The organism is Neptunomonas japonica DSM 18939 (assembly GCF_000422765.1).
Lineage (GTDB): Bacteria > Pseudomonadota > Gammaproteobacteria > Pseudomonadales > Balneatricaceae > Neptunomonas > Neptunomonas japonica.
In genome coordinates this window covers 22,523-46,817 of the sequence record NZ_AUGR01000014.1, presented here as the reverse complement: position 1 = coordinate 46,817, position 24,295 = coordinate 22,523, and the positions used below count along the sequence as shown (strand labels likewise).

24 protein-coding genes are annotated in these 24,295 nt (G+C 43.0%); 16 read left to right on the top strand and 8 right to left on the bottom strand.

The window, feature by feature from the left end:
• Positions 1–6 precede the first annotated feature (6 nt).
• Together G511_RS0109740 and G511_RS0109735 are read left to right on the top strand one after the other, a co-directional pair.
• The gene (locus G511_RS0109740; protein WP_028469465.1) at positions 7–885 is read left to right on the top strand and encodes a LysR family transcriptional regulator; all 879 of its coding nucleotides are present in this window, start codon (positions 7–9) and stop codon (positions 883–885) included.
• Positions 886–1,031: 146 nt separating this feature from the next.
• Positions 1,032–1,493, top strand: a complete 462-nt coding sequence (locus tag G511_RS0109735; RefSeq protein WP_028469464.1) for a flavodoxin family protein — start codon at positions 1,032–1,034, stop codon at positions 1,491–1,493.
• A 10-nt stretch (positions 1,494–1,503) separates the two neighbouring features.
• On the opposite strand, the gene csiR is transcribed toward G511_RS0109735, so the two are convergent.
• Positions 1,504–2,193, bottom strand: coding sequence for a DNA-binding transcriptional regulator CsiR (gene csiR / locus G511_RS22420; RefSeq protein ID WP_084629065.1), 690 nt, complete (start codon positions 2,191–2,193; stop codon positions 1,504–1,506).
• 242 nt (positions 2,194–2,435) lie between these two features.
• On the opposite strand from csiR, the gene glaH reads away from it, so the two are divergent.
• On the top strand, positions 2,436–3,389 hold the full coding sequence (gene glaH / locus G511_RS0109725; protein ID WP_051221825.1) for a glutarate dioxygenase GlaH: 954 nt from the start codon (positions 2,436–2,438) through the stop codon (positions 3,387–3,389).
• Between the two features lie 186 nt (positions 3,390–3,575).
• Entirely contained in the window at positions 3,576–4,784 is a 1,209-nt protein-coding gene (gene lhgO, locus G511_RS0109720; protein ID WP_028469462.1) for an L-2-hydroxyglutarate oxidase, read from the top strand.
• A 47-nt stretch (positions 4,785–4,831) separates the two neighbouring features.
• On the opposite strand, the gene G511_RS0109715 is transcribed toward lhgO, so the two are convergent.
• Positions 4,832–5,416, bottom strand: a complete 585-nt coding sequence (locus G511_RS0109715) for a peroxidase-related enzyme (RefSeq protein WP_028469461.1) — start codon at positions 5,414–5,416, stop codon at positions 4,832–4,834.
• 108 nt (positions 5,417–5,524) lie between these two features.
• Between G511_RS0109715 and G511_RS0109710 the strand changes: the two genes are divergently transcribed.
• Together G511_RS0109710 and G511_RS0109705 are read left to right on the top strand one after the other, a co-directional pair.
• The gene (locus G511_RS0109710) at positions 5,525–6,517 is read left to right on the top strand and encodes a GlxA family transcriptional regulator (RefSeq protein ID WP_028469460.1); all 993 of its coding nucleotides are present in this window, start codon (positions 5,525–5,527) and stop codon (positions 6,515–6,517) included.
• A gap of 263 nt (positions 6,518–6,780) precedes the next feature.
• Positions 6,781–7,935, top strand: coding sequence for a response regulator (locus G511_RS0109705; RefSeq protein WP_028469459.1), 1,155 nt, complete (start codon positions 6,781–6,783; stop codon positions 7,933–7,935).
• A gap of 70 nt (positions 7,936–8,005) precedes the next feature.
• Here G511_RS0109705 and G511_RS0109700 read toward each other — a convergent pair whose 3' ends face one another.
• The 3 genes from G511_RS0109700 to G511_RS0109690 form a co-directional block, all read right to left on the bottom strand.
• Entirely contained in the window at positions 8,006–8,965 is a 960-nt protein-coding gene (locus G511_RS0109700) for a sensor histidine kinase (protein ID WP_028469458.1), read from the bottom strand.
• Positions 8,962–9,504, bottom strand: a complete 543-nt coding sequence (locus G511_RS0109695; protein WP_028469457.1) for a heme NO-binding domain-containing protein — start codon at positions 9,502–9,504, stop codon at positions 8,962–8,964. The genes G511_RS0109700 and G511_RS0109695 overlap by 4 nt, the downstream gene beginning before the upstream one ends.
• A gap of 93 nt (positions 9,505–9,597) precedes the next feature.
• On the bottom strand, positions 9,598–10,116 hold the full coding sequence (locus G511_RS0109690; RefSeq protein WP_028469456.1) for a response regulator: 519 nt from the start codon (positions 10,114–10,116) through the stop codon (positions 9,598–9,600).
• Positions 10,117–10,296: 180 nt separating this feature from the next.
• On the opposite strand from G511_RS0109690, the gene G511_RS0109685 reads away from it, so the two are divergent.
• The 8 genes from G511_RS0109685 (at position 10,297) to G511_RS0109650 (ending at position 19,512) form a co-directional block, all read left to right on the top strand.
• Complete coding sequence (locus tag G511_RS0109685; RefSeq protein WP_028469455.1) at positions 10,297–10,863, top strand: response regulator; 567 nt, start codon at positions 10,297–10,299, stop codon at positions 10,861–10,863.
• A gap of 128 nt (positions 10,864–10,991) precedes the next feature.
• Positions 10,992–12,140: an HDOD domain-containing protein gene (locus tag G511_RS0109680; RefSeq protein ID WP_028469454.1), complete on the top strand. Its 1,149-nt coding sequence runs from the start codon at positions 10,992–10,994 to the stop codon at positions 12,138–12,140.
• A gap of 13 nt (positions 12,141–12,153) precedes the next feature.
• Entirely contained in the window at positions 12,154–12,975 is an 822-nt protein-coding gene (locus tag G511_RS0109675) for a phosphate/phosphite/phosphonate ABC transporter substrate-binding protein (protein WP_036551803.1), read from the top strand.
• Positions 12,976–13,005: 30 nt separating this feature from the next.
• Positions 13,006–14,625: a sensor histidine kinase gene (locus tag G511_RS0109670; RefSeq protein WP_028469452.1), complete on the top strand. Its 1,620-nt coding sequence runs from the start codon at positions 13,006–13,008 to the stop codon at positions 14,623–14,625.
• Between the two features lie 68 nt (positions 14,626–14,693).
• Positions 14,694–16,130 (top strand): aldehyde dehydrogenase family protein, encoded by a 1,437-nt coding sequence (locus G511_RS0109665; RefSeq protein ID WP_028469451.1) that lies wholly within the window; start codon positions 14,694–14,696, stop codon positions 16,128–16,130.
• Between the two features lie 95 nt (positions 16,131–16,225).
• Positions 16,226–17,431, top strand: a complete 1,206-nt coding sequence (zapE, locus tag G511_RS0109660; RefSeq protein ID WP_028469450.1) for a cell division protein ZapE — start codon at positions 16,226–16,228, stop codon at positions 17,429–17,431.
• A 114-nt stretch (positions 17,432–17,545) separates the two neighbouring features.
• Positions 17,546–18,541 carry a ubiquinone anaerobic biosynthesis protein UbiU gene (ubiU, locus tag G511_RS0109655; RefSeq protein ID WP_028469449.1) on the top strand — a complete coding sequence of 332 codons (996 nt, stop codon included), beginning with the start codon at positions 17,546–17,548 and terminating at the stop codon, positions 18,539–18,541.
• A gap of 11 nt (positions 18,542–18,552) precedes the next feature.
• Positions 18,553–19,512, top strand: a complete 960-nt coding sequence (locus tag G511_RS0109650; protein ID WP_084629064.1) for a U32 family peptidase — start codon at positions 18,553–18,555, stop codon at positions 19,510–19,512.
• A 57-nt stretch (positions 19,513–19,569) separates the two neighbouring features.
• Here G511_RS0109650 and ubiT read toward each other — a convergent pair whose 3' ends face one another.
• The 3 genes from ubiT to G511_RS0109635 form a co-directional block, all read right to left on the bottom strand.
• Positions 19,570–20,070, bottom strand: a complete 501-nt coding sequence (gene ubiT, locus G511_RS22415; protein ID WP_051221823.1) for a ubiquinone anaerobic biosynthesis accessory factor UbiT — start codon at positions 20,068–20,070, stop codon at positions 19,570–19,572.
• A 90-nt stretch (positions 20,071–20,160) separates the two neighbouring features.
• Positions 20,161–21,270, bottom strand: a complete 1,110-nt coding sequence (locus G511_RS0109640; RefSeq protein ID WP_028469447.1) for an alkene reductase — start codon at positions 21,268–21,270, stop codon at positions 20,161–20,163.
• A 26-nt stretch (positions 21,271–21,296) separates the two neighbouring features.
• Entirely contained in the window at positions 21,297–21,746 is a 450-nt protein-coding gene (locus tag G511_RS0109635; protein WP_028469446.1) for a VOC family protein, read from the bottom strand.
• Between the two features lie 110 nt (positions 21,747–21,856).
• On the opposite strand from G511_RS0109635, the gene G511_RS0109630 reads away from it, so the two are divergent.
• Positions 21,857–22,771: a LysR family transcriptional regulator gene (locus G511_RS0109630; RefSeq protein ID WP_028469445.1), complete on the top strand. Its 915-nt coding sequence runs from the start codon at positions 21,857–21,859 to the stop codon at positions 22,769–22,771.
• Positions 22,772–22,986: 215 nt separating this feature from the next.
• Positions 22,987–24,093: an adenosylhomocysteinase gene (locus tag G511_RS22410; protein WP_051221822.1), complete on the top strand. Its 1,107-nt coding sequence runs from the start codon at positions 22,987–22,989 to the stop codon at positions 24,091–24,093.
• Positions 24,094–24,295 lie beyond the last annotated feature (202 nt).

Below are 24,295 nucleotides of genomic sequence, written 5' to 3'. Positions count from 1 at the left end.
GCTTGTATGGATTATTCATTAGCAGAAGTGCGTGCTTACAATGCGGCAATTCAATGTGGGAATTTTACGCGGGCAGCACAGCAGTTGTCCGTTAGCCAACCGGCGATTACAGCGCAAATTCGCAAGTTAGAATCGCGCTTTGAAGCTCCTTTGCTTGAGCGTTTTAGCCGTGGCTTGAGGCCGACGGAGCTAGGGAAGCGCCTTTATCAAATCACATGTCAGTACAGTGATTTACAAGGTGCGATAGAGGCACTGGCTAATCCTGAAACGACACCGGGTAAAATGACATTACGTGTGGCGACTGCATCGCCATTAGTGTTTATGCCATTAATCGCACAGTTTAATCAGCGCTTCCCCGAGGTAACTTTAAAAATAACCTCGGTTACTACACTGCATTGTAAAAAAATGGTGCTTAACCGCGAAGTGGATATTGGTCTTTTTCCTTCGGACGAGTTGGAACCAGGGCTCTCTCGGTTTGCTTATTCATCCCATCGCCTTATGGCTATTGTGAAGTCTAACCATCCTTTAGCGACGCAAACGAGCCTTAGTGTGGTGCAGTTAGCGGGCGAGCCATTGATTTTTTATAAACCAGAAGCCTGTACCCAGCAGTTACTAAATGATCTGTTTTATCGTTCTAACGTTAATGTTAGCGCTAATGTGACGGTCGATGGACGCCTTGATATGTGCGAAGCCGTTGCTTACGGGTTGGGTATCGGGTTTGCGCTAGAGCAAGATATTCGTCCAGATGATCGCCTATGTACAGTCGCCGTTACTGAGGCTTCTGAGCATGTGTTAGAGCATGTGGTTTGGCAAAAAAATCGCAGTGCTTTACCAGGCATTAGAGACTTCATTCAGTTGACGCTAGAGAGCAGTAATGAGGTTTAGCAGAGAGGTATGCCTCTGGCTCCAGCCTGCTGAATAACATTTTATTCGTCTGTTCTTCGAGTTTGTTATAAGCCCAGAAATCAGTATATGCTAGGGTGAATACGGTTATTTGAGCAAAGAAGCTTCTTTATCGAAGCTAAAAAAATATGAAAACATTATTGATTGTTGCGCATGCCCCTTCTGAAAATACTCGTTTAATGGTTGAGGCCGTTTTAAAAGGAGCACAGCATCCAGATATCGAGCAGGTACAAGCTCGTTGGGTTCCACCGTTGGAAACCACACCTGAAGATGTTTTAGCTTGCGATGCTATTATTTTGGGTACTACAGAAAACTTGGCTTATATGAGTGGCGCACTCAAGGACTTTTTCGATCGTTGTTACTACCCCTGCCTAGAAGTGAAGCAGGGCTTGCCATGTGCGCTATATGTGCGGGCAGGGAATGATGGTACCGGTACTTGTCGGGCTGTTGAAACTATTTGTACGGGGTTACGCTGGACTTGGATTCAAGCACCACTTGTGTGTCGTGGTGATTGGCAAATATCCTTTTTAGATCAGTGTGAAGAGCTAGGGATGACCATGGCAGCAGGCCTTGATGTTGGTATTTATTAACGTTTAAACGTTATTCAAAGCCTTCCGTTGTCAGTAGGGTACGGCTTGGGCTTAATAGGTGCTCTCTAATAAGTTCTCTTGCCTTACCTGCATCATGATTAAGTAACGCATCTATCAAGCTATCATGTTCTTTTTGGTTAGCATCAAAAATCTGACTGTCCAGCATGTTTTTCTTCAGCCAAAGGTTACGGTAACGAGAGGCTTTTTCGTAGAGTGATCGGCGTACGTGTAACAACGTTGGGGATTGGCAGCCTTCAGCTATAGCAGAGTGAAATGCTTGATGGCGTCGTTCCCACTCGTGAGGTTCTTTTTCTAATAGCGTACTGAATTTTCGCATTTTATGGGCCGCTGCTAAAATGCCGGCTTCCCACTCATCATCGCCTCGTTCTATCGCTAGATTGATACAGAGTGCTTCGATGTAAGCACGAGTTTCATAGATATCTAACATCTCTTCTTTTGATATAGGGTGCACCCGAAAACCACGCTGGTTTTCGACAATAACGAGTTGCTCTATCAAAAGCTGAGAGAGTGCTTCACGCAGAGGGCTTATACCTACTTGATAACGCTCTTTTAATCGCGCCATACGTAGTTTTTCACCTGGTTTGAAATAGCCCGTCAAAATATCTTGCTTCAGTTGGCCCATGACTTGAGACGCAAAATTATCCTTGCTGTCGGCGGTGCTGTTGGCTACTTCTTGCATAATATGTTGCGTCTCCTTGAGGATTGGTCTGTTTTGCCTGCCAACTTCGTAATGATTCAATCACAGCTAAGTGACTGAATTTACACAGTGGCAAGCATATTTTAAGTGAAGAGGTCGAAATAGTTAAGCGAGATGATATAAATAAATGTTGACGAAAGAGTAAAATGTCGACATTATTGTAATTCGTCGACGTTAAGTCGTAGGTTGTAGCATAAAATAATATTAAGTTTGGAGAAAAGCAGATGACAGCTCTATTGCGTGCAGTTGAATCCCCATTGGTACCGGTAGGTTTTACGGTTAAGCCGCATGCCGCTAGCCAGCGTCTGCAAGTTGTTACGTTAAGCGGTGACGTTATCCAAGGCTTTGCAGATGCAATGGCGCAATGGCCTGTACAGGCGTTGGAATATAAGCCTTTTCTTCGATATGCCACGGCTGATCGATTAGATGTATTGACTGAAAATACGCTAGGACGTTGTCTGAATTCGATCATGCAGAACCGCGATACGGCTGCTTTTTTGCTGCAATATGAAGGTGAACCTAACATTGAGGCCGGTGAACTTCGTACAGAGTTTGAGGTTAAGCTATCTACTGCTATTTCTCACCTAATCGGCATGCCAAACCATGACTCTATGTATGGTAAGTATTACGCTCGCTTCACTGTACTTAATGAAGATAATTCTGATAGTTACTTACGCCAAGCTCATCGTCGTATGGAGTTGCATACCGATGGCACTTATGTAAATGAACGCACCGACTTTGTACTGATGCAAAAGCTAGGTGAAGCACATATGGAAGGTGGAGAGTCTTTGCTACTTCATTTGGATGATTGGGATGACTTAGGTAAATTCTATAATCACCCATTAGCTAAAAAAGACCTTGTTTGGGGTGCGCCAAAGTCTAAAAATGTTGAGTCTAAAATTACTCACCCAATCTTCTTTGAAGAAGATATAAACGGCAAGCCTCATATGTCGTTTATCGATCAGTTTGTTGAACCACAGAATATGTCTGAAGGCTTGTACCTTTACCAAATGGGAGAGTCTATCGAAGCTGATCCTAATTACATTGCCGTTCCTTTACCGGTTGGATCAATGCTAGTTGTTCAAAACCATTGCTGGTTGCACGGGCGTGATAAGTTTACAGCACATCCTGAATTAAGCCGTGAATTGCTTCGCCAACGTGGTCATTTTACGCGCTAAGAACTGTTAATTTAGTGAGAGTTCACCCTCTCTTGTAAAGTACTGCCCTATGTGGAGGGCAGTACTTTAAGAACCGAGTTTCGTAAGTACCGTGTGACATAGGCACTGGTATACTTTGGCGGGCTAGCGTATGTTAGCCCGTCTTTTTTTAAAGAAAATAACTTCAGTAGTAGCAGGATAATTGCGATGACATACGATTATATTATTATCGGTGGCGGCATAGTTGGTATGTCTACCGCATGGCAAATGCAGCAACGTTTCCCAGATAAAAAAGTGTTACTACTGGAAAAAGAGTCCGTATATTCCAAGCATCAAACGGGCCATAACAGCGGTGTTATTCATGCGGGCGTGTATTATGCGCCGGGCAGTCTTAAAGCAAAATTTTGTAAAGCGGGTGTGGCCGCTACGATGGAGTTTTGCCAGCAAAATGACGTTCCTTATGATCAATGTGGCAAGCTATTAGTTGCTACAAATGCATTAGAACTAGAACGTATGAATGCTTTGTTTGAGCGTTGCCAGCAAAATGATATTGCGGTTGAGCTACTCGATGCCGAGCAGCTAAAAGTGCGTGAGCCCAATATAATAGGCGTGGGTGGCATATTAGTAAAAGACACGGCGATAGTGAATTACCAGCAAGTAACAACTAAGATGGCCGAGCGTTTCATCGAGATGGGTGGAGATGCGCGCTTGAATCATAAAGTCGTGGGGCTTGACGAGAGTGCCGACGAAATTAGCGTTGAAGCGATTCATAATGATGAGAAGGTAACCTTTACGGGTAAATTCCTGATCACTTGCTCTGGTTTAATGGCGGACCGAACTACCAAAATGTTGGGTATCCCTACCGATTTTCAAATTATTCCCTTCAGAGGTGAATATTACCAGTTACCGGCTAAGCACAATAAGATCGTTAACCATCTTATCTATCCTATTCCTGACCCAGACCTACCGTTTTTAGGCGTTCACTTAACGCGAATGATTGATGGTAGTGTGACTGTTGGACCTAACGCCGTTCAAGGTTGGAAGCGTGAAGGTTATGGCCGTATTAATATCAGTCTGCGCGATATATGGGATATGGTGACTTTTGTCGGTTTTTGGCGTGTGCTGAAAAGCCATATCAAGACAGGTATTGTTGAAACGAAGAACTCTCTTTGGAAGCCGGGTTACCTTAAGCTTGTTCAAAAATACTGCCCTACACTAGAAGTGGCTGATCTCCAGCCTTATCCTGCAGGTATTCGTGCGCAGGCTGTGATGAAAGATGGATCGTTAGTTCATGACTTCTTATTTGCGGAAAGTCCGCGTAGTCTGCATGTGTGTAATGCGCCTTCGCCTGCGGCTACATCGGCGATACCTATCGGTGGTTATATCTGCGATAAAATACTTGAGCGCACAGTATAAGAAAAGCTTGCGAATCCTGAACTACATCAGGATTCGCAAACAAGCAGTTATGCTCTAGGTTCACGTGCCATTGTGTAAAACTCAGTATTTGCCTGCATGTTTGTAACAATCGCCATTCTGTTTGATAAACCGAAAAATGCAGTAATTCCGGTGATATCTAGAATGTCTTCATCGTCAAATCCCTGTGTCTTCAGTGCTTCATAGTCTGAGTCTTGTACACGTTCTGGGGTACGAGACAGCTTGAGAGAAAATGCCAACATAGCTTTTTGACGTTCACTAATGGGTGCATGCAAATAGTTGACCGCTATCTGGTCAGCCAATAAAGGCTCTTTCGCAAATACACGTAATAAAGCACCATGCGCCACAACACAGTATTGGCAGCCATTAGCTGCGCTTGTCGCGACAATAATCATCTCTTTTTCAGCAGGGCTTAGCGTACTGCCTTCTCTTTCCATAATCGCATCGTGATAAGCAAAAAATGCTCTAAATTCAGCTGGGCGATGTGCTAGCGTTAGGAATACATTAGGAATAAAGCGTGCTTTTTCTTGAACCGCTAAAATACGTTCCCGAATATCATCAGGTAAGCTATCCAAACTCGGTACAGGGTATCGGCTGATGGATAAATCTGTCATGTTTTGTCTCCACTGACTTTATTCTATTGGATGAGTTTATTAGTCTATCCTGTAAGATCATTAAAAATCAGTCATAAAGTAGTCATAAAACGTGCAGGGTCGGCCAATATGTACAAAATAATCGGATTAGGCTTTGATGGCTGCCAAGCCTCTGGGGTTACCTCTCCATTTGATGTGTTCAATGTCATCAATACACTATGGAAGCAGCAGTGCGGTGAGTCAGATCTCTATCAGTGTCGTTTGGTGTCGGTTTCGGGGGAGTTTATTACGTGTTCCAACGGAATGCGCGTTATGTCAGACGCAACTCTTGATGAAGTGAGTGATGCAGATTTAATTATCATCCCCGGCATTCATCATTATGATGTGGATACCTTGCTCCACAAGCTTAAAGCGCTTGATAAAGAATGTGCTTGGTTAAAACAACAGGCAGAAAAGGGCGTCACAATTACCGCTAACTGCAGCGGTGTTTTTGTATTGGCTCAAACGGGTGTGCTTGCTGGAAATGAAGCCACAACGGCATGGTGGTTAACTGAGTTGTTTAGCAAACGATATCCTTCGGTTAAGTTGCGAGGGGATCAGTTGTTGGTAAAAAATGCCAATACTTTCACTACGGGCTCAATGACAGCAAATTTAGGTGTGATGTTACAAATTGTTGAGCAACAAGTGGGGCGACAGCTCGCTCAGAGTTGTGCGCGCACTATGTTGATCGATGCAGGTCAGAATTTCGCATCGCCATACTTCTTTATGCAAAACCAGTCGGACCATCAAGATAGCTTGGTATTAGCAGTGGAGAGCCGGTTACAACAAGAGATTGCGTTACCACTAGATGTAGAGCGTTTAGCGGGACTGCATTCAGTCAGCGTAAGAACATTGTCACGGCGCTTTAAAAAGGCCAATGATATGAGTATATCTGACTACTTTCAGCACCTTCGGCTTGAATACACAAAGTTACTTTTAGAGACAACTAGTTTAAGTATTGAACAGGTCGTAGAGCGTGTTGGTTATAGTAGTCAAAGTTCATTGCTTAGGTTGTTTAAGCAGCGTCTCGGTTTATCTCCTAGTCGATATCGCAAAGCGTACCAACAACGCACGCAGTCCTAAGGCATCTCATCGCTCAATATATGTATAGGGGTTCGCTAAACTTGATTTAAGTTCAGGTTATTAACTTAATAATGGGATACGGTGATAACAATGCCGCTTGTTAGCTTTGTAATAATGCTTAATTAAAAAGTCACGTATAGACTTTAGTGTCGTTGTTTTGAAACACAAATGTGCGATTTTATAGTTTTAGGCTAAGGTTAGGATATATCATTGTTAATAGCGTGAGTGTACTTTAATCACGATAGGGAATATCAGGAGTCGCTATGGGAAGCTCAGGCCGGTTTTCAGTATTGCTGGTCACTGATGACGTTGAGGAGATCAGAACCGTATGCAATCTGATAAAACGTCATTTTCCACAATTTCACATTGCTAAAAGTGAGGAAGAGGCTCTAAAGATTATTGTCGATAAAAAAATTGATGTGCTTTTAATGGGGCTTAAAACTTTACAAGCTAATGAAGTCTGTTATTTGCACTTACTCAGCTCCAAGCAATGCGTTGCGAACATTTTATATCGCAAGATTGTTTTATGTAGTCGTGAAGAGCTCAAAGAAGCTTTTTCTATATGTAATAAAGACGTGTTTGATGACTACTTTATAATCCGCCCATTATATGACCCTTACCATATTTTACTGCGCTTAAGGTTTATTCGTCGTGTACGAGATAACCGTGATCCTACTGCTATAAGCTCGTTTAGTTTAGATGACCTGTGTAATTATTTTGATCAAGTTGTTAATTGCCAAGACGTCTTAGACGGGCTCAATGAAGCTAGCTATGAGAAGCTATTATCAATTGTTTCCTTCTCCATGGAGAAGATGAAAGAAAGCATCTTTGAAGAGGGCTCTTTACCACAGGGTCAAAAAAACGAAATTGGATCTTTAATCGACAAACATACAGAAAACAACTTGATTAAAGGCGTGTCTGACCATCAAAAAGAAACACAGCAGCAGCTACATAACGCCGTACAAGATGTTGCTGCGATTGCTCAATTGAAGAAAAAGAAACTAGAAAATCCAGAGCCAGTCACCTTTACTGATAGCAATATATTACTGATAGAAGATGACTCGTCTATTAGAGATAACATCAGGGATACACTCAATGCTGCTGGCTACAGTGCTCAAGTGTCTGCTAGTGCAACGCATGCCATTCAACTGATGCGTACATGGAAACCCGATATCATTATGATTGACCTTAGGTTGCCGGATATGAGTCCGCTGTATGTTATCAATACTATAAAGAATGATCCTGAACTGCAAAATGCGAGAATACTGGTTTTGGCTAAAGCGGGGGATAAAGAAAGCGCTCAAGAAGCAATGAAGTTGGGCGTACATGAAGTGATGCGCAAACCTGTAGATCGAGATATGTTGATTTATAAAATAGATTACAACCTTAAAGAGCTTAAAAAAGCACAACATGCCTGATCTGGAGAGGTTGAAATATATTCATGGCAAGTGTGCTTTTCAACTCGTGCAGAGTTACTTCCTAATATAATTAGGTAAGTGTCTCTGTAACAACGGGTAACTGAATTTCAAAGATGGTTCCTACTCCTTCTTTACTTTGCACAACTATTTTCCCTTGATGGTCTGCTATGATGCCGTAAGCAACGGCCATGCCCATGCCGGTTCCCTTTCCGACTGGTTTTGTTGTAAAGAAAGGTACAAATATCTGCTTTTTTACATCATCTGACATACCGCAGCCATTGTCCTGAATGCGAATGAAAATAGTATCGTTTTTGCAACGACTACTAATGATAACCGTCGCATCTTTAGCGTTTTCCGTGGCTTGTTTAGCGTTAATGACTAGGTTAAGAAATACTTGATTTAGCTCGTTAGGGTTACAGATTGTTTTTGGTAATTCGTGCAAAGAGAGTTGTAGGTCCACATTGCCTTTAAGTTCGCTATCTAGCAACTTCAATGTGCTCTTAAGCCCTGCTAATAGGTCTGTTTCTACTTGGTCTGTATTCTGAGTACGTGAAAAACTACGCAAATTGTTAATAATATCGCGGACTCTACAAAGCCCATCCCCAGTATCTTTGAGTAGCTCAGATATATCTTCACTAACGAAGCTGAGATCTTCTTCATCAATTAATTTGGCAAGGCTATTACGTGTGTCTTCTGGCACTTGATCTGTTTGTAGTAAGACTTGATTTAGCCGTAACAATTTTTGGAAAGATAAAGTGTAATTATTCAAGCTCTCCATATTACTTAATACGAAAGCAAGGGGATTGTTAATTTCATGTGCAATGCCGGCTGACAGTGTGCCAAGCGTAGCGAGTTTTTCATTTTGAAGCATCGCTGATTCTTGCTGGCGCAATCTGGCATAACTTTCCTCAAGCTTTTGCTTTTGAAGATACAGTTTACGAGACTTATCTTCGAGTAACATTTCGGCTTTTAGGCGGGCTGCTTTTTCACGAGCATGCGCTTGCTGGTAGGGGTTTACATCGTCACTCATGGTAGGAACCTTACATGTAAATCGCAGCGGTCAGCACCTTTATGCATACAAATAGGGTGGCTTATCTCGACGCTTGTTTTGTAATGTGCAGCCGCACCTCTAATTAACCCTTCTGCTAATACGCAAAGCTTACGAGGTGATCGATAGTGCATTACTAATATATCGGGGTCAGGTTCGTCATATTCAAACTCTGGTAGGTTTGGGTTGTCATAAAGTTTTCTTACCTCAACGTGTATGACCGAATCTATACTTTTAAGAAAGCTTTTTAAGTCAGTTGGGTTTTCTAGAAAAACTGGATGCCTAGCTGCCAATTGTGCGAAAAGAAACTCGACAAAGTCACCAACAACTTTTTCCATAGGTAGTTTAGTGCGAGCACAAACAGCCTCCACTAAACTGAAGAGTTGTTCGTCAGGATAGCTTTCGCCTGCGGTATAAATCCCGTCACCAGATAAATCTTCATTCAGTATTTCATTCCATACTGCCATTCCACAGTGCTCTTCTACCATTTCCTCTAAAACATTAAAAATAACCCCTTTCATATTTCACTCCTTAAGTTGTCCATTCCCTGAGCAGTAAAGATTATTACTCACTATAGATTAGCGGCTTTTATCATTCGTGCGAGAAAGTATTTTCTACACTCCGTCTAACTCAATCCAACCCATCGAGTTTCTTCGAACGTTAGTAATACCGGGTGAATCCTTTTCTAATGCTTCTTCATACCAGGCGTTAACTTCCTGCTTAGAGAGCGTTGTCTTATTGAGCTTAACCTGCTCCTGTTGGCGGTGTTCGAATTCGCTTACACCTTTTTCTAGTAAGGATAAAAGCTGTTGGCTATCCCAAGGTTTGTTTAAAAAGTGCTGAATGCCTGCTTGGTTTATGGCGCTAATAATGCCTTCTTCACCGGCTTGCCCGCTGAGCATAACCTTATATATGTCAGGCTGAATTTTATTAAGCTTATTGAGAAATTCAGCACCATTCATCGTAGCCATTCGGTAGTCTGAAATGACTAATGAAAAAGTAGTGGAGCGGGCACAATGCAGAGCTAGTAATGGATCGGTGAATGTACTCACTTGCCAGCCTGCACGTGTTATCAGTCGTTCGAGGGCATTGAGGATGGGTTGTTCATCGTCAATTAGCATTATTTTGTTCATGGCACGTTACTCCTTTGATTGTCTGGGAGTGTCAACAGTCGTTTGTACTGATCCACCTTGTCCATACTTTCTGAGTTAGTGTGATGCTTACAGTAAAGCACTAGTTGTCATAAATGTCACATTTGTCTTATTAGTTTTATTTGCTACTATTGTTATATACATAGCGGAGTGAAATTTTGGATGAAAACGTTAACAACGGGTGAGATAGCAAAATTATGCGATGTTAACTTGCGAACGGTAATTCGCTGGATAGATCGTGGGGCACTGAAAGGCTTTAAGTTGCCGGGTAGGGGGAATAATAGGGTGAGAGAGGAAGATTTTATTAGCTTCCTAAAAGAATATGATATGCCCGTTCCTTCAGGCTTTAAAAGTAAAGAAGCCAATAAGAGAATACTGATCGTTGATGATGAGCTACCTGTCGCGACCGCTATTCAACGAGTACTAAGGCATGCGGGTTATGATACATCAATCGCAACCGACGGGTTTCGTGCGGGTAGCATGTTGTTAAAAGAATCTCCGGCAGTCATGACGCTGGATCTCAGTATGCCCGGCCAGGATGGGTTTGATGTATTGGCCTATGTACGTGCGACACAAGAGGTTGCTTCTACGCGGATTCTTGTTATTTCTGCATTAGATGAGACCAGTTTAAACAAGGCTTTAGCATACGGGGCTGATGCTGTTTTACAGAAACCTTTTGAAAACGCACAACTGCTAACGATGATTCAACAGCTGTTGGCTGGCGAATAATTGGGCCATGAAAAGTTGATTTAAGTGTAAATGTAGACTTTCTTTGAATAAGGAAGCTAAAAGATTAGGTAGAGCTTTCTGATTTAAATTAAGCCATGTTCCTAAATGAATAATGGAGCGGCACATTAATGGATAAGCCAAGAGTGTTGTTTGTCGATGATGAAATCAATGTCCTAAATGCATTGAAACGAGGTATGCGATTGCATTGTCGTGACTGGCAGGTTGAATGTTGTAACTCACCCGAAGCAGCACTATTGATGGTATCTACGTTTGATCCATGGGTTGTTGTGAGTGATAAACGCATGCCCGAGATGGATGGGGCGACTTTTTTGCATGCGGTAGGGCAAAAATCACCAGAAGCAGTTAGGGTCTTACTAACGGGTGACACATCTCCCGAGGTGGCATTTGAGGTCGCTGATATTGCTCATATATTACTTGCCAAGCCTTTTCAGTTTGAAACAATAATTAACGTCTTACATCGTATTCAATGCTTACATTTACTTCCTGTTTCTCATGCTATCCGTCACCAGATTGGTGCTATAGAGCACTTTCCAGTATTACCAAAGGTTTATCAAGAGCTGGTTGAATATCTCAAACAGGATGAAATAGAAACGCAAGAAGTCGCAAGAATTATAAGTCAAGATCCCTCTATCTTGGCAAAGTTAATGCAATTAGCAAATTCTTCTTTTATGGGTTTTTTGAATCATGCCACAAGTGCTCATGCAGTAGTGGTTAGGCTAGGTACTGAGCTTATTAAGAATATTGTGCTTTGTATTGGTGTTTTTAAGCAAAGCGAAAGGGTTGATGAGCGTTTATGTGAGCAACTTTTTGTTGAGTCAATGGAGGTTGCTAAAATATCACGTGACTTGGGAAAGGCGTGTGGCTGTTCAAATATAGAGTTGGACAACGCTTTTGTACTAGGTCTGTTACACAATGTCGGTATGTTGATGGCAGGTCTATCAGTTATTCAAAAAAAACCTAATAACAGTAACATTCCCTTTGATGACGAGTGTGTCATTGGTGCTTACTTATTGGCGCTTTGGGAGTTTGATAATGAGTTTACTAATGCTGTTCTATATCAGAATAAGCCTGAACATGCTGATGTTGTAACATCACTTTCTTGTCGATTACACGTAGCAAAAATTGTTAGGCAGGCGCAAAAACAGGGTGTTAGTGCGCTAGAGACTCAACCCGCTCTAAACCAATCGCTACTACAGACTGGGGGGTTATTAGATGACGTGTTGGCATGGATTAATGAATATGAGTCAAAACATTAAAAGGATGTAAGTTATGAAACTGATATGTACTTGTTGGTTAGCGTTTTCGTTTTTCTTGGCAACCCCCGTTGTTAATGCAGACAGTATGAGCTTTGGGGTTGTCCCGCAGCAGTCAGCCAAAAAGCTCGCCAGACTCTGGACGCCTATCTTTACCTATTTAAGCGCTAAAACAGGAGAGGATATTCGCTTCAGTACGGCTAACGATATTCCTACATTTGAAAAGCGCGTAGTTGCCGGGGAATATGACATCGCCTATATGAACCCTTATCACTATACGGTTTTTCACCAAGTTCCTGGGTATAACGCGATAGTTAGACAAAAAAATAAACGTATTAAAGGCATTATGGTTGTGCGTAAAGATAGCGTCTTAAATGAATTGACTGAGCTGGACGGTGAGACGTTGGCATTTCCATCTCCCGCTGCATTTGCCGCCAGTGTTGTTCCTAGAGCTCAAATGCAGTTAAAAGGGATGGAAATAACACCTAAATATGTATCTTCGCACGACTCCGTATATTTGGGTGTAGCGCGAGGCTTTTTTGCAGCAGGAGGAGGTGTTATGCGTACTTTTAATAACGCCGCTCCGAAAGTTAAACAACAGTTACGTGTTTTGTGGACCACACCAACCTATACGCCTCATGCTATTGCCGTTCATCCTCGTGTTGCTTCTGATGTTGTTGAAAAACTAAAACAAGCACTATTAACCATGAATGATGATCCAGAAGGTCGAGCATTATTAAAAACAATTAATTTTAAGGGAATTGAATTAGCTGATAATGCTGATTGGGATGATGTTAGAGCGCTGAACATTACATTATTGAATGACCTTCTTAAGTAACTGACAGAACAGTGATAGGGAGGGCTGCTCTTGTCTCTTAGGCTTAAAACTATTATGGGTGTTGCCTTAATTGAGGCAGTGCTTCTATTACTATTGGTATCGATGACTCTGGATTATCTTCGCAGTACCAATTACGACGCTCTTATAAAGCGCGCAGCAACAACAGCGACCTTGTTTGCGACAACCACCAAGGATGGAGTGCTTTCATACGATCTGGCGTCACTTGAAGCGTTTGTCAAAGACGTGTTAGTTAATCCAGATCTGGTTTATGCACGTGTTTTAGGCCCTGATAAACAATTATTTGCTGAAGGAGGGAAAGCAGAGCACCTCAGTTATGAATTCTTAGCAGACACCTCTGTTGAGATGGTTTCTGATGGTGTTTTCGATACATTTGCTGTGATTCGTGAAGGAGGCGTAATTTATGGTCGTGTTGAGATAGGACTTGATATCAGCAGTATTAATACGACTATTGCTGAAGCGCAGAATCGTAGTGCCATTATTGCTGTTGTAGAGATGGGGCTTGTTGCGTTGTTTTCTTTCCTGCTAGGTGGATACCTTACTAATCAGCTGAAAGTACTCAGTGTTGCTGCTCAAAAAATATCTGAAGGCAATCTCGATTTTCAATTGCCGATCAAAGGCCAAGATGAAGTTTCTGATGTGGCAATAGCCTTTAATTCGATGGCCTTCAACTTGCGCGAAGCAAGCAGCCGCCGTGATCAATTCGAGAGCGAGCTTAAAGAGCTTAATCGATCATTAGAGGATAGAGTTGAGTTGCGCACTCAGCAAATTAGGAATAAAAACACACAGTTAACTCAGGCCAATCAAGAGATTCAAGAGGCTCAAGCGAAATTGCTACAGTCAGAGAAAATGGCATCCGTAGGTGTGTTGGCTGCCGGGGTCGCTCATGAGATAAATAATCCTATAGGCTTTGTTATGAGCAATCTCCACACATTAGAGTCATATGGGCAAAACTACCGTGACTTAGTGGCTGAGTACGCGGTATTAATAGAGCTAACAAACGCAGATGAGCAAAAAGAACAGCGGCTCAAAATTAATCAGCTCATTGAGCAATATGATCTTGAATTTATGAATGAGGACTTGGATGTCTTGTTGCGGGATTCTATTGAGGGAACGGAGCGTGTTAAGGATATTGTTAAAGGTTTAAAAGATTTTTCTCATGTGGATAGCGTGACTCAGTTTACTATGTGTGATTTAAACGAGTGTATTCAATCCACGCTTAAAGTTGTGAATAGCGAGTTGAAATATCACTGTGAAATTAGGACAGAGCTTAACAATTTACCGTTAACCTACTGTTGCTCTGGTCAAATTAACCAAGTGCTGTTGAATTTAATGATCAATGCGAGCCATGCCATCGAAAAGCAAGGCATCATAAAAGTTAAGTCTCAACAGAAAGGAGAGTGGCTAGAAATAAGCGTGACGGATACGGGTAAAGGTATACCCGCTGAGCAACTCGATAAGTTGTTTGATCCTTTCTACACCACTAAGCCTGTAGGCGAGGGAACCGGCTTAGGTTTGTCGATCTCCTACGGAATTGCTAAAGATCACCACGGAGAAATTCGTGTTGCTAGTGCTCTAGGCAAAGGAAGCCGTTTTACCCTGTGTATCCCGATAACTAATGATCATGATTGAAACCCTTGCTGAGTAATGGTAAACCTGTACTTCCTAATGGTTGAGTATTAAGAAGGGCAGGCTTTTGTATGCGTGATTTACAGAAATTCTACATTGATGGTCAATGGCTTGAACCGCAGGGCCAAGCAACGTTATCGGTTATAAACCCCGCAACAGAAGAGCCAATTGCCAATATTCGGCTAGGTAATCATGATGATGTTGATGTCGCAGTAGCGGCGGCTCACCAAGCCTTTCCTGCTTTCAGCCAAACCAGCCGAGAAGAGCGCATCGCGCTATTAGAAAATATTATTAGTGTGTATAAAAAGCATAGCGACGCATTGGCTGAAGCGATTACTAGTGAGATGGGCGCTCCTGATCAATTAGCACGTAAAGCGCAAGTGGCTGCTGGACTAGGGCACTTCTTTGTTGCCTTAAAAGTACTTAAAGATTATCAATTTAGTGAAATGCTCGGCACGACGAATGTGGTGAAAGAACCTATAGGTGTGTGTGCACTAATTACGCCGTGGAATTGGCCGCTTAACCAGATCGCTTGTAAAGTTGCACCGGCATTGGCAACAGGATGCACAATGGTATTAAAGCCGAGCGAAGTTGCACCATTATCAGCGCATATTTTTGCAGACATTATGCACGAAGCAGGAGTGCCTGCTGGCGTCTTTAACCTAGTCGATGGTGATGGCGTCGGTGTGGGAACAGCTCTCACTCATCATGCTGATGTCGATATGGTCTCTTTTACGGGTTCAACACGCGCCGGTACCTTGGTATCAAAAGCGGCTGCCGAAACAGTTAAACGAGTGTCATTAGAGCTAGGAGGCAAGTCAGCCAATATTATTTTAGATGATGCAGACTTGGATAAAGCCGTTAGCCGCGGTGTTAAAAGTGTTATGAGTAATAGCGGGCAGTCCTGTAATGCCCTAACACGTATGTTAGTTCCAACGGATAAGTTGGATGAAACCATTGAGATTGCTCGTCGTACCGGCGCGTCAATCATTGCTGGTGACCCAAACGATAGTGCAACAACCATTGGTCCTGTTGTCAGCGATATTCAATGGGGAAAAATTCAAGAGCTGATTAACAAAGGAGTATCAGAGGGCGCGCAGTTAGTATGCGGAGGCCCAGGAAAGCCTGAAGGTTTAGAGCGTGGTTATTATGTGAAACCGACCATTTTTTCTCATGTAACTAATGATATGAGCATTGCTCGTGAAGAGGTGTTTGGGCCAGTTCTGAGTATTATTGCTTATAAAGATGAGGCTGAAGCAGTTGCTATTGCCAATGATTCTCCGTATGGCTTGTCAGGTAGTGTTTGGTCTGCAGATGCAGACAGGGCTCGTTCTGTTGCCGCTCGTTTACGTACAGGAATGGTACATATTAATGGCGCGGTGGCTGATTCTAAAGCACCCTTTGGCGGTTATAAACAGTCGGGTATTGGTCGTGAGTGGGGTGCATATGGACTAGAAGAGTTCCTCGAAACCAAAGCACTGTTTGGCTATGAGGTTGTCCCTAAATAGCCTAGTACTTACAGCCTGCCAGTCATATTGGCAGGCTTCTTTTATTTTTGAAATCTATTACCATAGCGGTCCCTGATAAACGGACATCATCCCTGATGCTAGCACCCCTCGAACGCTATCATAAACAGCTTGAACAACAAGGTTATGTGGTTGACCCAGCGCAACAGCAAGCCGTTGAGCAATTGGACCTTCTTTATAGGCAGCTACAGCAGCCAGCATCCGGGTGGAAAGGAAAACTGCACTCTACGAAAGAGCCTATTAAAGGGCTATATCTTTGGGGAGATGTTGGCCGTGGCAAGACTTTTTTGATGGATCTTTTTTATGAAAGCTTGCCTGATGAGCGCAAATTACGTTTGCACTTTCATCGATTTATGGCACGTATCCATAAAGAGCTAAATGCTGAATCTGGGCATGCCGATCCTTTAACGTTGATCGCCAAGCGCTTAGCAAAAGAATGTAATGTACTTTGCTTTGATGAGTTTTTTGTTTCGGATATAGGTGATGCAATGATCCTGGGGCGGTTGTTTACAGCCCTTTTTGAAAACGGATTAACGTTAGTTGCTACATCAAATATTCCTATCGAGCGTTTGTACTGGAATGGTTTGCAGCGACAACGGTTTGAGCCTGCGATTCAATTATTGCTAAAGCATACTCAAGAGATTCACCTAAATGGAGATGAAGATCATCGGCTTCGCCATTTACAGCATCAGCAGACCTATTTTTTGTCATCAGATGCTCAATTTAAAACCTTGTTTGAGCAATTAGTAGAGCCGCTAGCAGAGCAAGTAGCTACATCATCGGTTATTCAAGAGGGTTATCAGGAAGGTATTCAATCGACACAGGCCTTGTTGGTGTGTAAGAGGCCTATTGGTGTGGTCAAGTTAAGTTCTCATGTTGTGTGGTTTAGTTTTGATGCGCTCTGTAATGGGCCTCGTTCACAATTGGATTACATCGAGCTGGCGAGTCGCTTTAGCAGTATTCTGGTAAGTGATATTCCTCTTTTGGGTGGAGAGTGTCGGGGCTGGATTAAAGCGCGTGGTACTGAAGACGGAAGCTTTGAAACAACTGAAACCGGTGAGCGAAAGCTCTCTTATGCCCGACAAGATGATCCCGCCAGGCGCTTTATTAGCTTGGTCGATGAGCTTTATGATCGTCGAGTAAACCTGTATCTGTCTGCAGATGTACCGCTGGAATACCTCTATAGCGGTGGGTCACTTAGCTTTGAGTTTAAGCGTACGCATAGTCGTTTAGTTGAAATGCAATCCATCGAATACATCGATTCTGAGCATCAAAACGCTTAAATAAATAAGCTCTATTGCCAGTAACCCCTCTGCTTTTCAGCTTGATGACTATCAAGTACATCTCCTATTGCCATTGTTAGGCTAGCGTCTCTGAAACATGTTGGAGATGCTATCGTGGAGTTGGTTTGTCCTGCGGGAAGTTATCCTGCCTTAAAAGCGGCGGTTGATAATGGCGCCAGTGCTGTCTATTTCGGTTTTAAAGATGCGACTAATGCTCGCCATTTTGCCGGTCTTAATTTTGACCGCAAAAAGGCTGAGAAAGGCATAGACTATGCGCGTAACCATGGTGTTAAAGTGTTGTGTGCGGTTAATACCTATCCACAGCCTTCTGGTTGGAAAGCCTGGCAAGGCGCTGTTGATCTGGCGGCTGATATGGGCGTTGACGCTTTAATAGCAGCTGATATGGGGGTGTTAGGCTACGCCTCTGATACGCACTCGGCTCTTAACTTGCATCTCTCTGTGCAAGGCTCGGCGACTAACTATGAAGCACTGGCTTATTATCAACAGCAGTTTGGTATTAAGCGAGCCGTATTACCGCGTGTGTTGTCATTAGCTCAAGTTGAGCATTTAGCGCAGCATAGCCCAGTGGAATTAGAAGTCTTTGCCTTTGGTAGCCTTTGTATCATGGTAGAGGGGCGCTGTTATCTTTCTTCGTATATTACTGATGAATCTCCTAATACTTGCGGTGCGTGCTCACCGGCAAAAGCTGTGCGTTGGCAGGAGACTGCATCAGGCCTTGAATCTCGCTTAAACGATGTGTTGATTGATCGATATAAAAAAGATGAAAAAGCCGGATATCCAACGTTATGCAAAGGCCGCTTTGAGGTAGAAGGGGCGATTTATCACGCGATGGAAGAGCCTACAAGTTTAAATACCTTGAATTTAATTCCTGAGTTAACACGTATGGGTATTAAGGCGTTGAAAATTGAGGGTCGCCAAAGAAGCCCCGCTTATGTTGCCAAGGTTGTACGTATCTGGCGGGAAGCGCTAGATACGGCCGCACGTAACCCTGATTACTTTGATATTAACCCCGAGTGGAATAACGGCTTATTAGAGCTCTCTGAAGGTTCAACAACGACCATTGGTGCTTACCACCGCAGCTGGCAGTGACAGGAGACAGCATGATGAATCAGTTTGTTAAGCAAGAGCACCAGCAAGAGAGCCGAAAATTAGATAAGACAATGACGCTTTCACTGGGGCCTAATTTGTATTTTTGGCCAAAACAAGATGTTTTTAATTTCTATGCTGAAATGGCAGATCAACCAGTAGATACGATCTATTTAGGTGAAACAGTATGTTCTAAACGGCGTGAATTAAAACTTTCTGATTGGCTGGGGTTGGCGCAGGAGTTATCACAATGTGGCAAAACAGTGGTGCTCTCTACATTGGCTTTATTGGAGGCCGAGTCTGAGTTAAAAATGCTAAGGCGCATTTGTACAAATGGCGACTTAATGGTCGAGGCTAATGATATGGCTGCCGTGCAGCTGCTAAGCCAGCAGGGTATTCCTTTCGTTACAGGCCCTTCTATTAATGTTTACAATTTACCGGTGTTGAAACAACTCTATAGCAGTGGAATGCGCCGTTGGGTCATGCCGGTGGAGTTAGGGGCAAAAACGCTCGAAGAGTTATTACAGCAAGCGAGTGATGATGGCAGCTTACCCGAACTGGAAACAGAGGTGTTTGCTTATGGCTGTTTGCCGCTGGCTTATGCCGCACGTTGCTTTACCGCGCGCTTTAAGAACCTTCCTAAAGATAACTGCAATTTTTGCTGTATTGAATATCCCGATGGTATCGTGATGAAATCGCAAGAGCAGGATGGATTGTTTGTCATTAATGGCATTCAGACATTATCGGGCGAGCATTATAATCTTGAAAATGAATTGCAGCGGATGCGCGATATAGGCGTTGATATAGTACGGCTAAGCCCGCAACGGGAAGGCATGGCTGAGGTCGTACAGCGCTTTGCAAAGCATTTACACGAACCTTCATCAACGAGCATTTCTCTGTTGAATCAGTCGCAATGTAATGGTTACTGGTATGGGGAGCCAGGCATGAAGTGGATAGATGAGTCTGCTTGCTAGCACGATTAAACTCACAGGAATAAGCTGAAATATTACATCCAGCTTATTCTGTGCAGGTTACTTTATTGAGCGTTGTGCTAATTGAATACTACGTTGGAACAACGCTGGCATCTCACTCCAGTCAACGCTGTCCATTAAGTTTTTAATGGCTAAGCCTAGCTCGGTGTTGCCCTCGATCACTAATCTGCGTTGGAAAAACAAAGTATCAGGATCAGCTTCTTGAGAGGCCATCTGAATTAAATCTGCGGCATCTCCTCTAACCCATGCATCAGGTTGGTGAGCTGGTAGCACGATGAGCTTCTCGTTCTGGCATGTAAAAGCAATCTGAATGTTTAGGTCGCGTACCTCTAAGCCTAGTTCCTGCCCTTCTAGAAAATAGAACTCGTTATCTTGAAGCTGCTCTTTGAATAGATAGTTTAATAATTGCTCCGCCACTTTTTTTCTGATGGAAAAGGGGACTTTGGGTTCTGTAAATTGAATAACCTTGGCGAAGCTAGGGGTTGGTAATGATTTTAGCAACCGAGATGGTGCCAAATTAGGCAGGGTTAGCGAGGTCATGAGGGGCTCCTTAATCGATGTTTGATAGTAGAGGAAAGCTCCCTTTTCCCCTTTGATATCTATCAAGTTGCTGCGTCTGCTTTTAGGGTGTTATACATTGGCCGCCATATAATTCGTATAGTCGGTATAACCCTTCTCATTGCCACCAAATAATGTGTCGTTATCCGATATATCATCTAATGGCCAATTATTAGCAAAACGTGCTGGCAAATCTGGATTGGCAATAAACTTACGTCCAAAAGCCACAGCGTCTGCTAACCCTTGTTCTATTAGGTTAGCGCCAGATTCAGCCGTATAGTTTCCCGCTACTATGATAGTTCCACTAAAAGCTGCTCGTAAATCGTGGCGAAACTTCTCGGGAACGACAGGTGCTTCCTCCCAATCGGCTTCAGATAAATGAATGTAGGCAACACCGAGTTTATTGAGCTTTTTTGCAACGGCAAGGATGGTATCCGTAATCTCATCATCTTGCATCCCGCGCTGAGTAATAAAAGGTGCTAAGCGAATGCCGACTTTATCAGCGCCGATTGCAGTGCAAACGGTTTCAACTACATCAATGGCAAAACGCATGCGATTATCAATGCTACCGCCAAATTTATCATCTCGATGATTAGAGCTGCGTCGTAAAAATTGATCAATTAAGTAGCCGTTAGCACCATGGATTTCGACACCATCAAACCCCGCTAGCATCGCATTTTTTGCCGCCTGCTGATAATTCTTAACAATCGATTTGATTTCTGCATATTCAAGCTCCCTAGGTGTTGGACAATCAAGCATTCTGCCTTCACCGTCTTCTCCAACAATCCAAACCTGTGCATCAGGAGCAATAGCAGAAGGGGCAACTGGTAGGTCGTCCTCATGAAACACTGCATGTGACATCCTTCCAACATGCCAAAGCTGTGAGAAAATTTTCCCCTGAGCTGCATGGACCTTACGAGTGACTTTTTGCCAGCCTGATATCTGCTGTTTTGTATAAATCCCTGGGGTAAATGAGTACCCCTTTCCTTGTGCCGATATTTGCGTGGCTTCACTAATAATTAAACCTGCACCGGCACGTTGAGCGTAGTAATCAGCCATTAGGTCAGTTGGAATATCACCGGGCTGAGCTGTTCGTGAGCGTGTCATCGGGGCCATTAATACCCGATTAGTAATACTAATAGAGCCTATTTGGTGTGGTGTAAATAAAGCGCTGGTTTTCATGTTATCTCCAAATAAAGTGCTAGGTGTTAATGAGAAGTATTAGTCAAAGGTGTTTTAATTGCTGATTTGTCTTGGTTGAAAAGAATCTCAAGAAGTAAGCCTTCTGGTCCCGTAACGAAAATCTGATGCTCCCCAGAAACGGGAACGCTACGCTCAAAGTAAGCGGTAGCGCTATTTTTTAGACGTGAAATTAAGGAGGTATAGTCGTCTCCTTGAAAAGCAATATGGTCGACGATTCCTTGCTGTGATGTAGCGCTGCGCTTTCCGAGGTATTGCTCTTGTGCTCTATGTGTCGAGCTATCAAGCCCTTCATCGTTAAGGGCTAGGTGAATTAATGGCTGATTATCGCTATATAGCCAGGCCCCTGGGAATGAAAATGCAGGGCGAGCACCTTCTTTAAGTTTCAGTATTTCAGTGAAAAACTGAACCATTTTGTGAAGGTCTTGAACGCGTAGCAATATATGGTCATGTTTCATGACAGGCCTCCTATTTGCTGTTTATTAAGGTCTAGGCGGACTATAAGTGTTGGTTTTTATTTTGATAATTGGTTAATTTGTTAAAACATTATTTAGAAAAAATGAATAATATGAATAAAACTGATGATATGGCGCTCTTTGTTAGGGTTGTCAAAGAAGGCGGGTTAGCGGTTGCAGGAAGGCAGTTAGGGATATCAGCTGCGAGCATGACGGCACGCATTAAAGCCTTGGAAGGTCGCTATGGAACCCGGTTGCTTCACCGTACCACACGCAGTATTACGCTTACCTCAGCAGGGCAGCATTTCTATGAAGCGAGCCTGCGTGTGCTTGCTGAAATGGAAACTCTCGAGATACGCCTACAACAAGGGAGAACGAGCTTCTGTGGAGTGTTAAGAGTGACTGCGCCATCGGACTTTGGTCGCCAATATGTGGCCCCGGCTCTGGCAAAATTTGTTGAAGAGCATAAGGACGTACAACCTTATTTATATTTAGCAGACGGTATTGTTAATTTAGTAAACCAAGGCTTCGACTTGGGTGTTCGCTTTGGTAATTTACCTGACAGCAACCTGGTTGTGCGACAGTTAATTGAAAACCATCGAGTGCTGTGCGCTGCGCCTGAGTATTTGCGTCGTAACGGTACCCCGCAAACCCCTGAAGAGCTGCTGCAACATCGTTGTTTAGTGATGGAGCGTTTAGGTGAACCATTGAACGAATGGCGCTTTACTCAACCAGAAGGGAATTACTTGGTAAAGGTTCACACGGCGCAGATGAGTAATGATGGTGGTGTTATCCGTGAGTGGGCTCTTGCTGGTGCAGGTATTGCTTTAAAGTCTTGGTGGGATATAAAAAACGATATCGAGCGTGGCACGTTAGTCACCTTATTAGATAGTAGTGTTAAAGGCTTTCAAGTGACTGATCAAGATGAAGTAGGTTTACAAATGGTTTACCCTAGTCGGCAATATTTACCCTTGCAAGTTGCTGCTTTTATTGAGTTTTTTAAAGATTATATGACCGCGCTGAAGTAAAAATAATGCTCTGTAGAAACTTATTCTGAAAAAGTCATGAGAAGAACCTATTAGCTAAACGATCTGTTGAAATGTGATTAGCACATGGTTGATTGTGTGAATCACATTACGAGCTAGTTACTAGTGTCTGCGAAAACAAACATTTGTACTTCTGCCGCCAATCTTCTACACAAACAACGGAACTCATTCTTAACGTGCTTAAAAGGAGTACAGCTATGAATCCGCTGTTTATCAAGGGCGCACATTTTTTTGAAGATATACAACCAGAAAATAAACCAGAATTGCATTTGGTTGTTGTAACTCATTTGCTAGATAACCCTCAAATATACTTGGATTGTTTGCAGGGTATGGGAACTTTGGCAATGATACTTCCTAAGCCAAAGAGTATTTGCCGAGCAACATTAGAGCAGGTCGAAAAACGCTTTCAGGTTGTTATTAAAAGCCGTCCGCAAATAGCGTCTGTGGAAGTGATGGCTGCTATCCTCAATGACTTTGTACCAAGTGATGAGTTAGTGTTGGTTGATATCGGAGGGTATTTTGCCACCTCTTTGCCGGAGTTAATTCCGCGCCTTAAATCCCGCCTTAAGGGTGTAGTTGAAGTGACAGAAAATGGCCATCAACGCTATGCAGCGTTACCTGAGCTTCCAGTTCCTGTTGTTTCATTAGCGAGAAGCCCTCTAAAAGGCCCAGAAGATTACTTAACGGGCCAATCCATTGTATATTCTGCTGAGGCGCTGATGCGGGAGTGTCATCACATTATGAACGGTGGAACTGCGGTGGTATTTGGTTACGGGAAAATTGGGCGCTCAATAGCTAAGGCACTACATGCTAAAAATATTAATACAAAGGTGGTTGAGATAGACCCGATTCGTGCAATTGAGGCACGCTCTCGTGGGTTTGACCTGATAAACAAAGAAGAAGCGCTGCAAACAAGCGATGTTATTTTTTGTGCAACGGGAAACCAGTCGCTCAATAATCATGACTTTAATCGAGTAAAAAATGGTGCTTTTATCTTCTCAGTTACCTCCTCAGATGATGAGTTGGATTTGGTGCAAGCCAGCAGTAATTTTTCAGTAAGCCGGATCACTGATCATGTTTCACGTTATGAGCGGCTGGGTCAGTATTTTCATTTAGCTAATAGAGGGGATGCAATTAACTTTATTCACAATGCAGAGGTAGGGCCTTATATTTATTTAGTGCAAGGGGAGGTGGTGGCGGCCATTAATTATCTATGTACAAACCCAGTAGAAAATAAAATTGTGCAGTTACCTACGAATTTGCGCAAAGATTTGGCGCAACGCTGGCTGAGCCATTTTGGTTAATAAAGAGTCTTTATGCTCATCAGAAATGATTGGATGGAAATATATCCAATTGTTTCTTTTTAAAGGAAATATCTGACTGTAGTGCTCGGGTATGAGTGCATATTGGGCATAGATAAAATACTTGTTGGATATAAGTTGACAGCGCCGTAGAGGGGTATATAATGATTGCAGCTTGAAAGTACGTCCTATATTTATGCATGCC

What these genes read in the sequence shown, in the direction of transcription:
- G511_RS0109635 (WP_028469446.1), bottom strand. Translation starts at nt 21,746, where the DNA reads ATGAAACATGACCATATATTGCTACGCGTTCAAGACCTTCACAAAATG.
- G511_RS0109710 (WP_028469460.1), top strand. Translation starts at nt 5,525, where the DNA reads ATGTACAAAATAATCGGATTAGGCTTTGATGGCTGCCAAGCCTCTGGG.
- G511_RS0109735 (WP_028469464.1), top strand. Translation starts at nt 1,032, where the DNA reads ATGAAAACATTATTGATTGTTGCGCATGCCCCTTCTGAAAATACTCGT.
- G511_RS0109650 (WP_084629064.1), top strand. Translation starts at nt 18,553, where the DNA reads ATGATGAATCAGTTTGTTAAGCAAGAGCACCAGCAAGAGAGCCGAAAA.
- G511_RS0109695 (WP_028469457.1), bottom strand. Translation starts at nt 9,504, where the DNA reads ATGAAAGGGGTTATTTTTAATGTTTTAGAGGAAATGGTAGAAGAGCAC.
- G511_RS0109675 (WP_036551803.1), top strand. Translation starts at nt 12,154, where the DNA reads ATGAAACTGATATGTACTTGTTGGTTAGCGTTTTCGTTTTTCTTGGCA.
- zapE (WP_028469450.1), top strand. Translation starts at nt 16,226, where the DNA reads ATGCTAGCACCCCTCGAACGCTATCATAAACAGCTTGAACAACAAGGT.
- G511_RS0109630 (WP_028469445.1), top strand. Translation starts at nt 21,857, where the DNA reads ATGAATAAAACTGATGATATGGCGCTCTTTGTTAGGGTTGTCAAAGAA.
- G511_RS0109685 (WP_028469455.1), top strand. Translation starts at nt 10,297, where the DNA reads ATGAAAACGTTAACAACGGGTGAGATAGCAAAATTATGCGATGTTAAC.
- G511_RS0109715 (WP_028469461.1), bottom strand. Translation starts at nt 5,416, where the DNA reads ATGACAGATTTATCCATCAGCCGATACCCTGTACCGAGTTTGGATAGC.
- G511_RS0109690 (WP_028469456.1), bottom strand. Translation starts at nt 10,116, where the DNA reads ATGAACAAAATAATGCTAATTGACGATGAACAACCCATCCTCAATGCC.
- G511_RS0109740 (WP_028469465.1), top strand. Translation starts at nt 7, where the DNA reads ATGGATTATTCATTAGCAGAAGTGCGTGCTTACAATGCGGCAATTCAA.
- G511_RS0109705 (WP_028469459.1), top strand. Translation starts at nt 6,781, where the DNA reads ATGGGAAGCTCAGGCCGGTTTTCAGTATTGCTGGTCACTGATGACGTT.
- G511_RS0109700 (WP_028469458.1), bottom strand. Translation starts at nt 8,965, where the DNA reads ATGAGTGACGATGTAAACCCCTACCAGCAAGCGCATGCTCGTGAAAAA.
- glaH (WP_051221825.1), top strand. Translation starts at nt 2,436, where the DNA reads ATGACAGCTCTATTGCGTGCAGTTGAATCCCCATTGGTACCGGTAGGT.
- G511_RS22410 (WP_051221822.1), top strand. Translation starts at nt 22,987, where the DNA reads ATGAATCCGCTGTTTATCAAGGGCGCACATTTTTTTGAAGATATACAA.
- lhgO (WP_028469462.1), top strand. Translation starts at nt 3,576, where the DNA reads ATGACATACGATTATATTATTATCGGTGGCGGCATAGTTGGTATGTCT.
- csiR (WP_084629065.1), bottom strand. Translation starts at nt 2,193, where the DNA reads ATGCAAGAAGTAGCCAACAGCACCGCCGACAGCAAGGATAATTTTGCG.
- G511_RS0109640 (WP_028469447.1), bottom strand. Translation starts at nt 21,270, where the DNA reads ATGAAAACCAGCGCTTTATTTACACCACACCAAATAGGCTCTATTAGT.
- G511_RS0109680 (WP_028469454.1), top strand. Translation starts at nt 10,992, where the DNA reads ATGGATAAGCCAAGAGTGTTGTTTGTCGATGATGAAATCAATGTCCTA.
- G511_RS0109665 (WP_028469451.1), top strand. Translation starts at nt 14,694, where the DNA reads ATGCGTGATTTACAGAAATTCTACATTGATGGTCAATGGCTTGAACCG.
- ubiT (WP_051221823.1), bottom strand. Translation starts at nt 20,070, where the DNA reads ATGACCTCGCTAACCCTGCCTAATTTGGCACCATCTCGGTTGCTAAAA.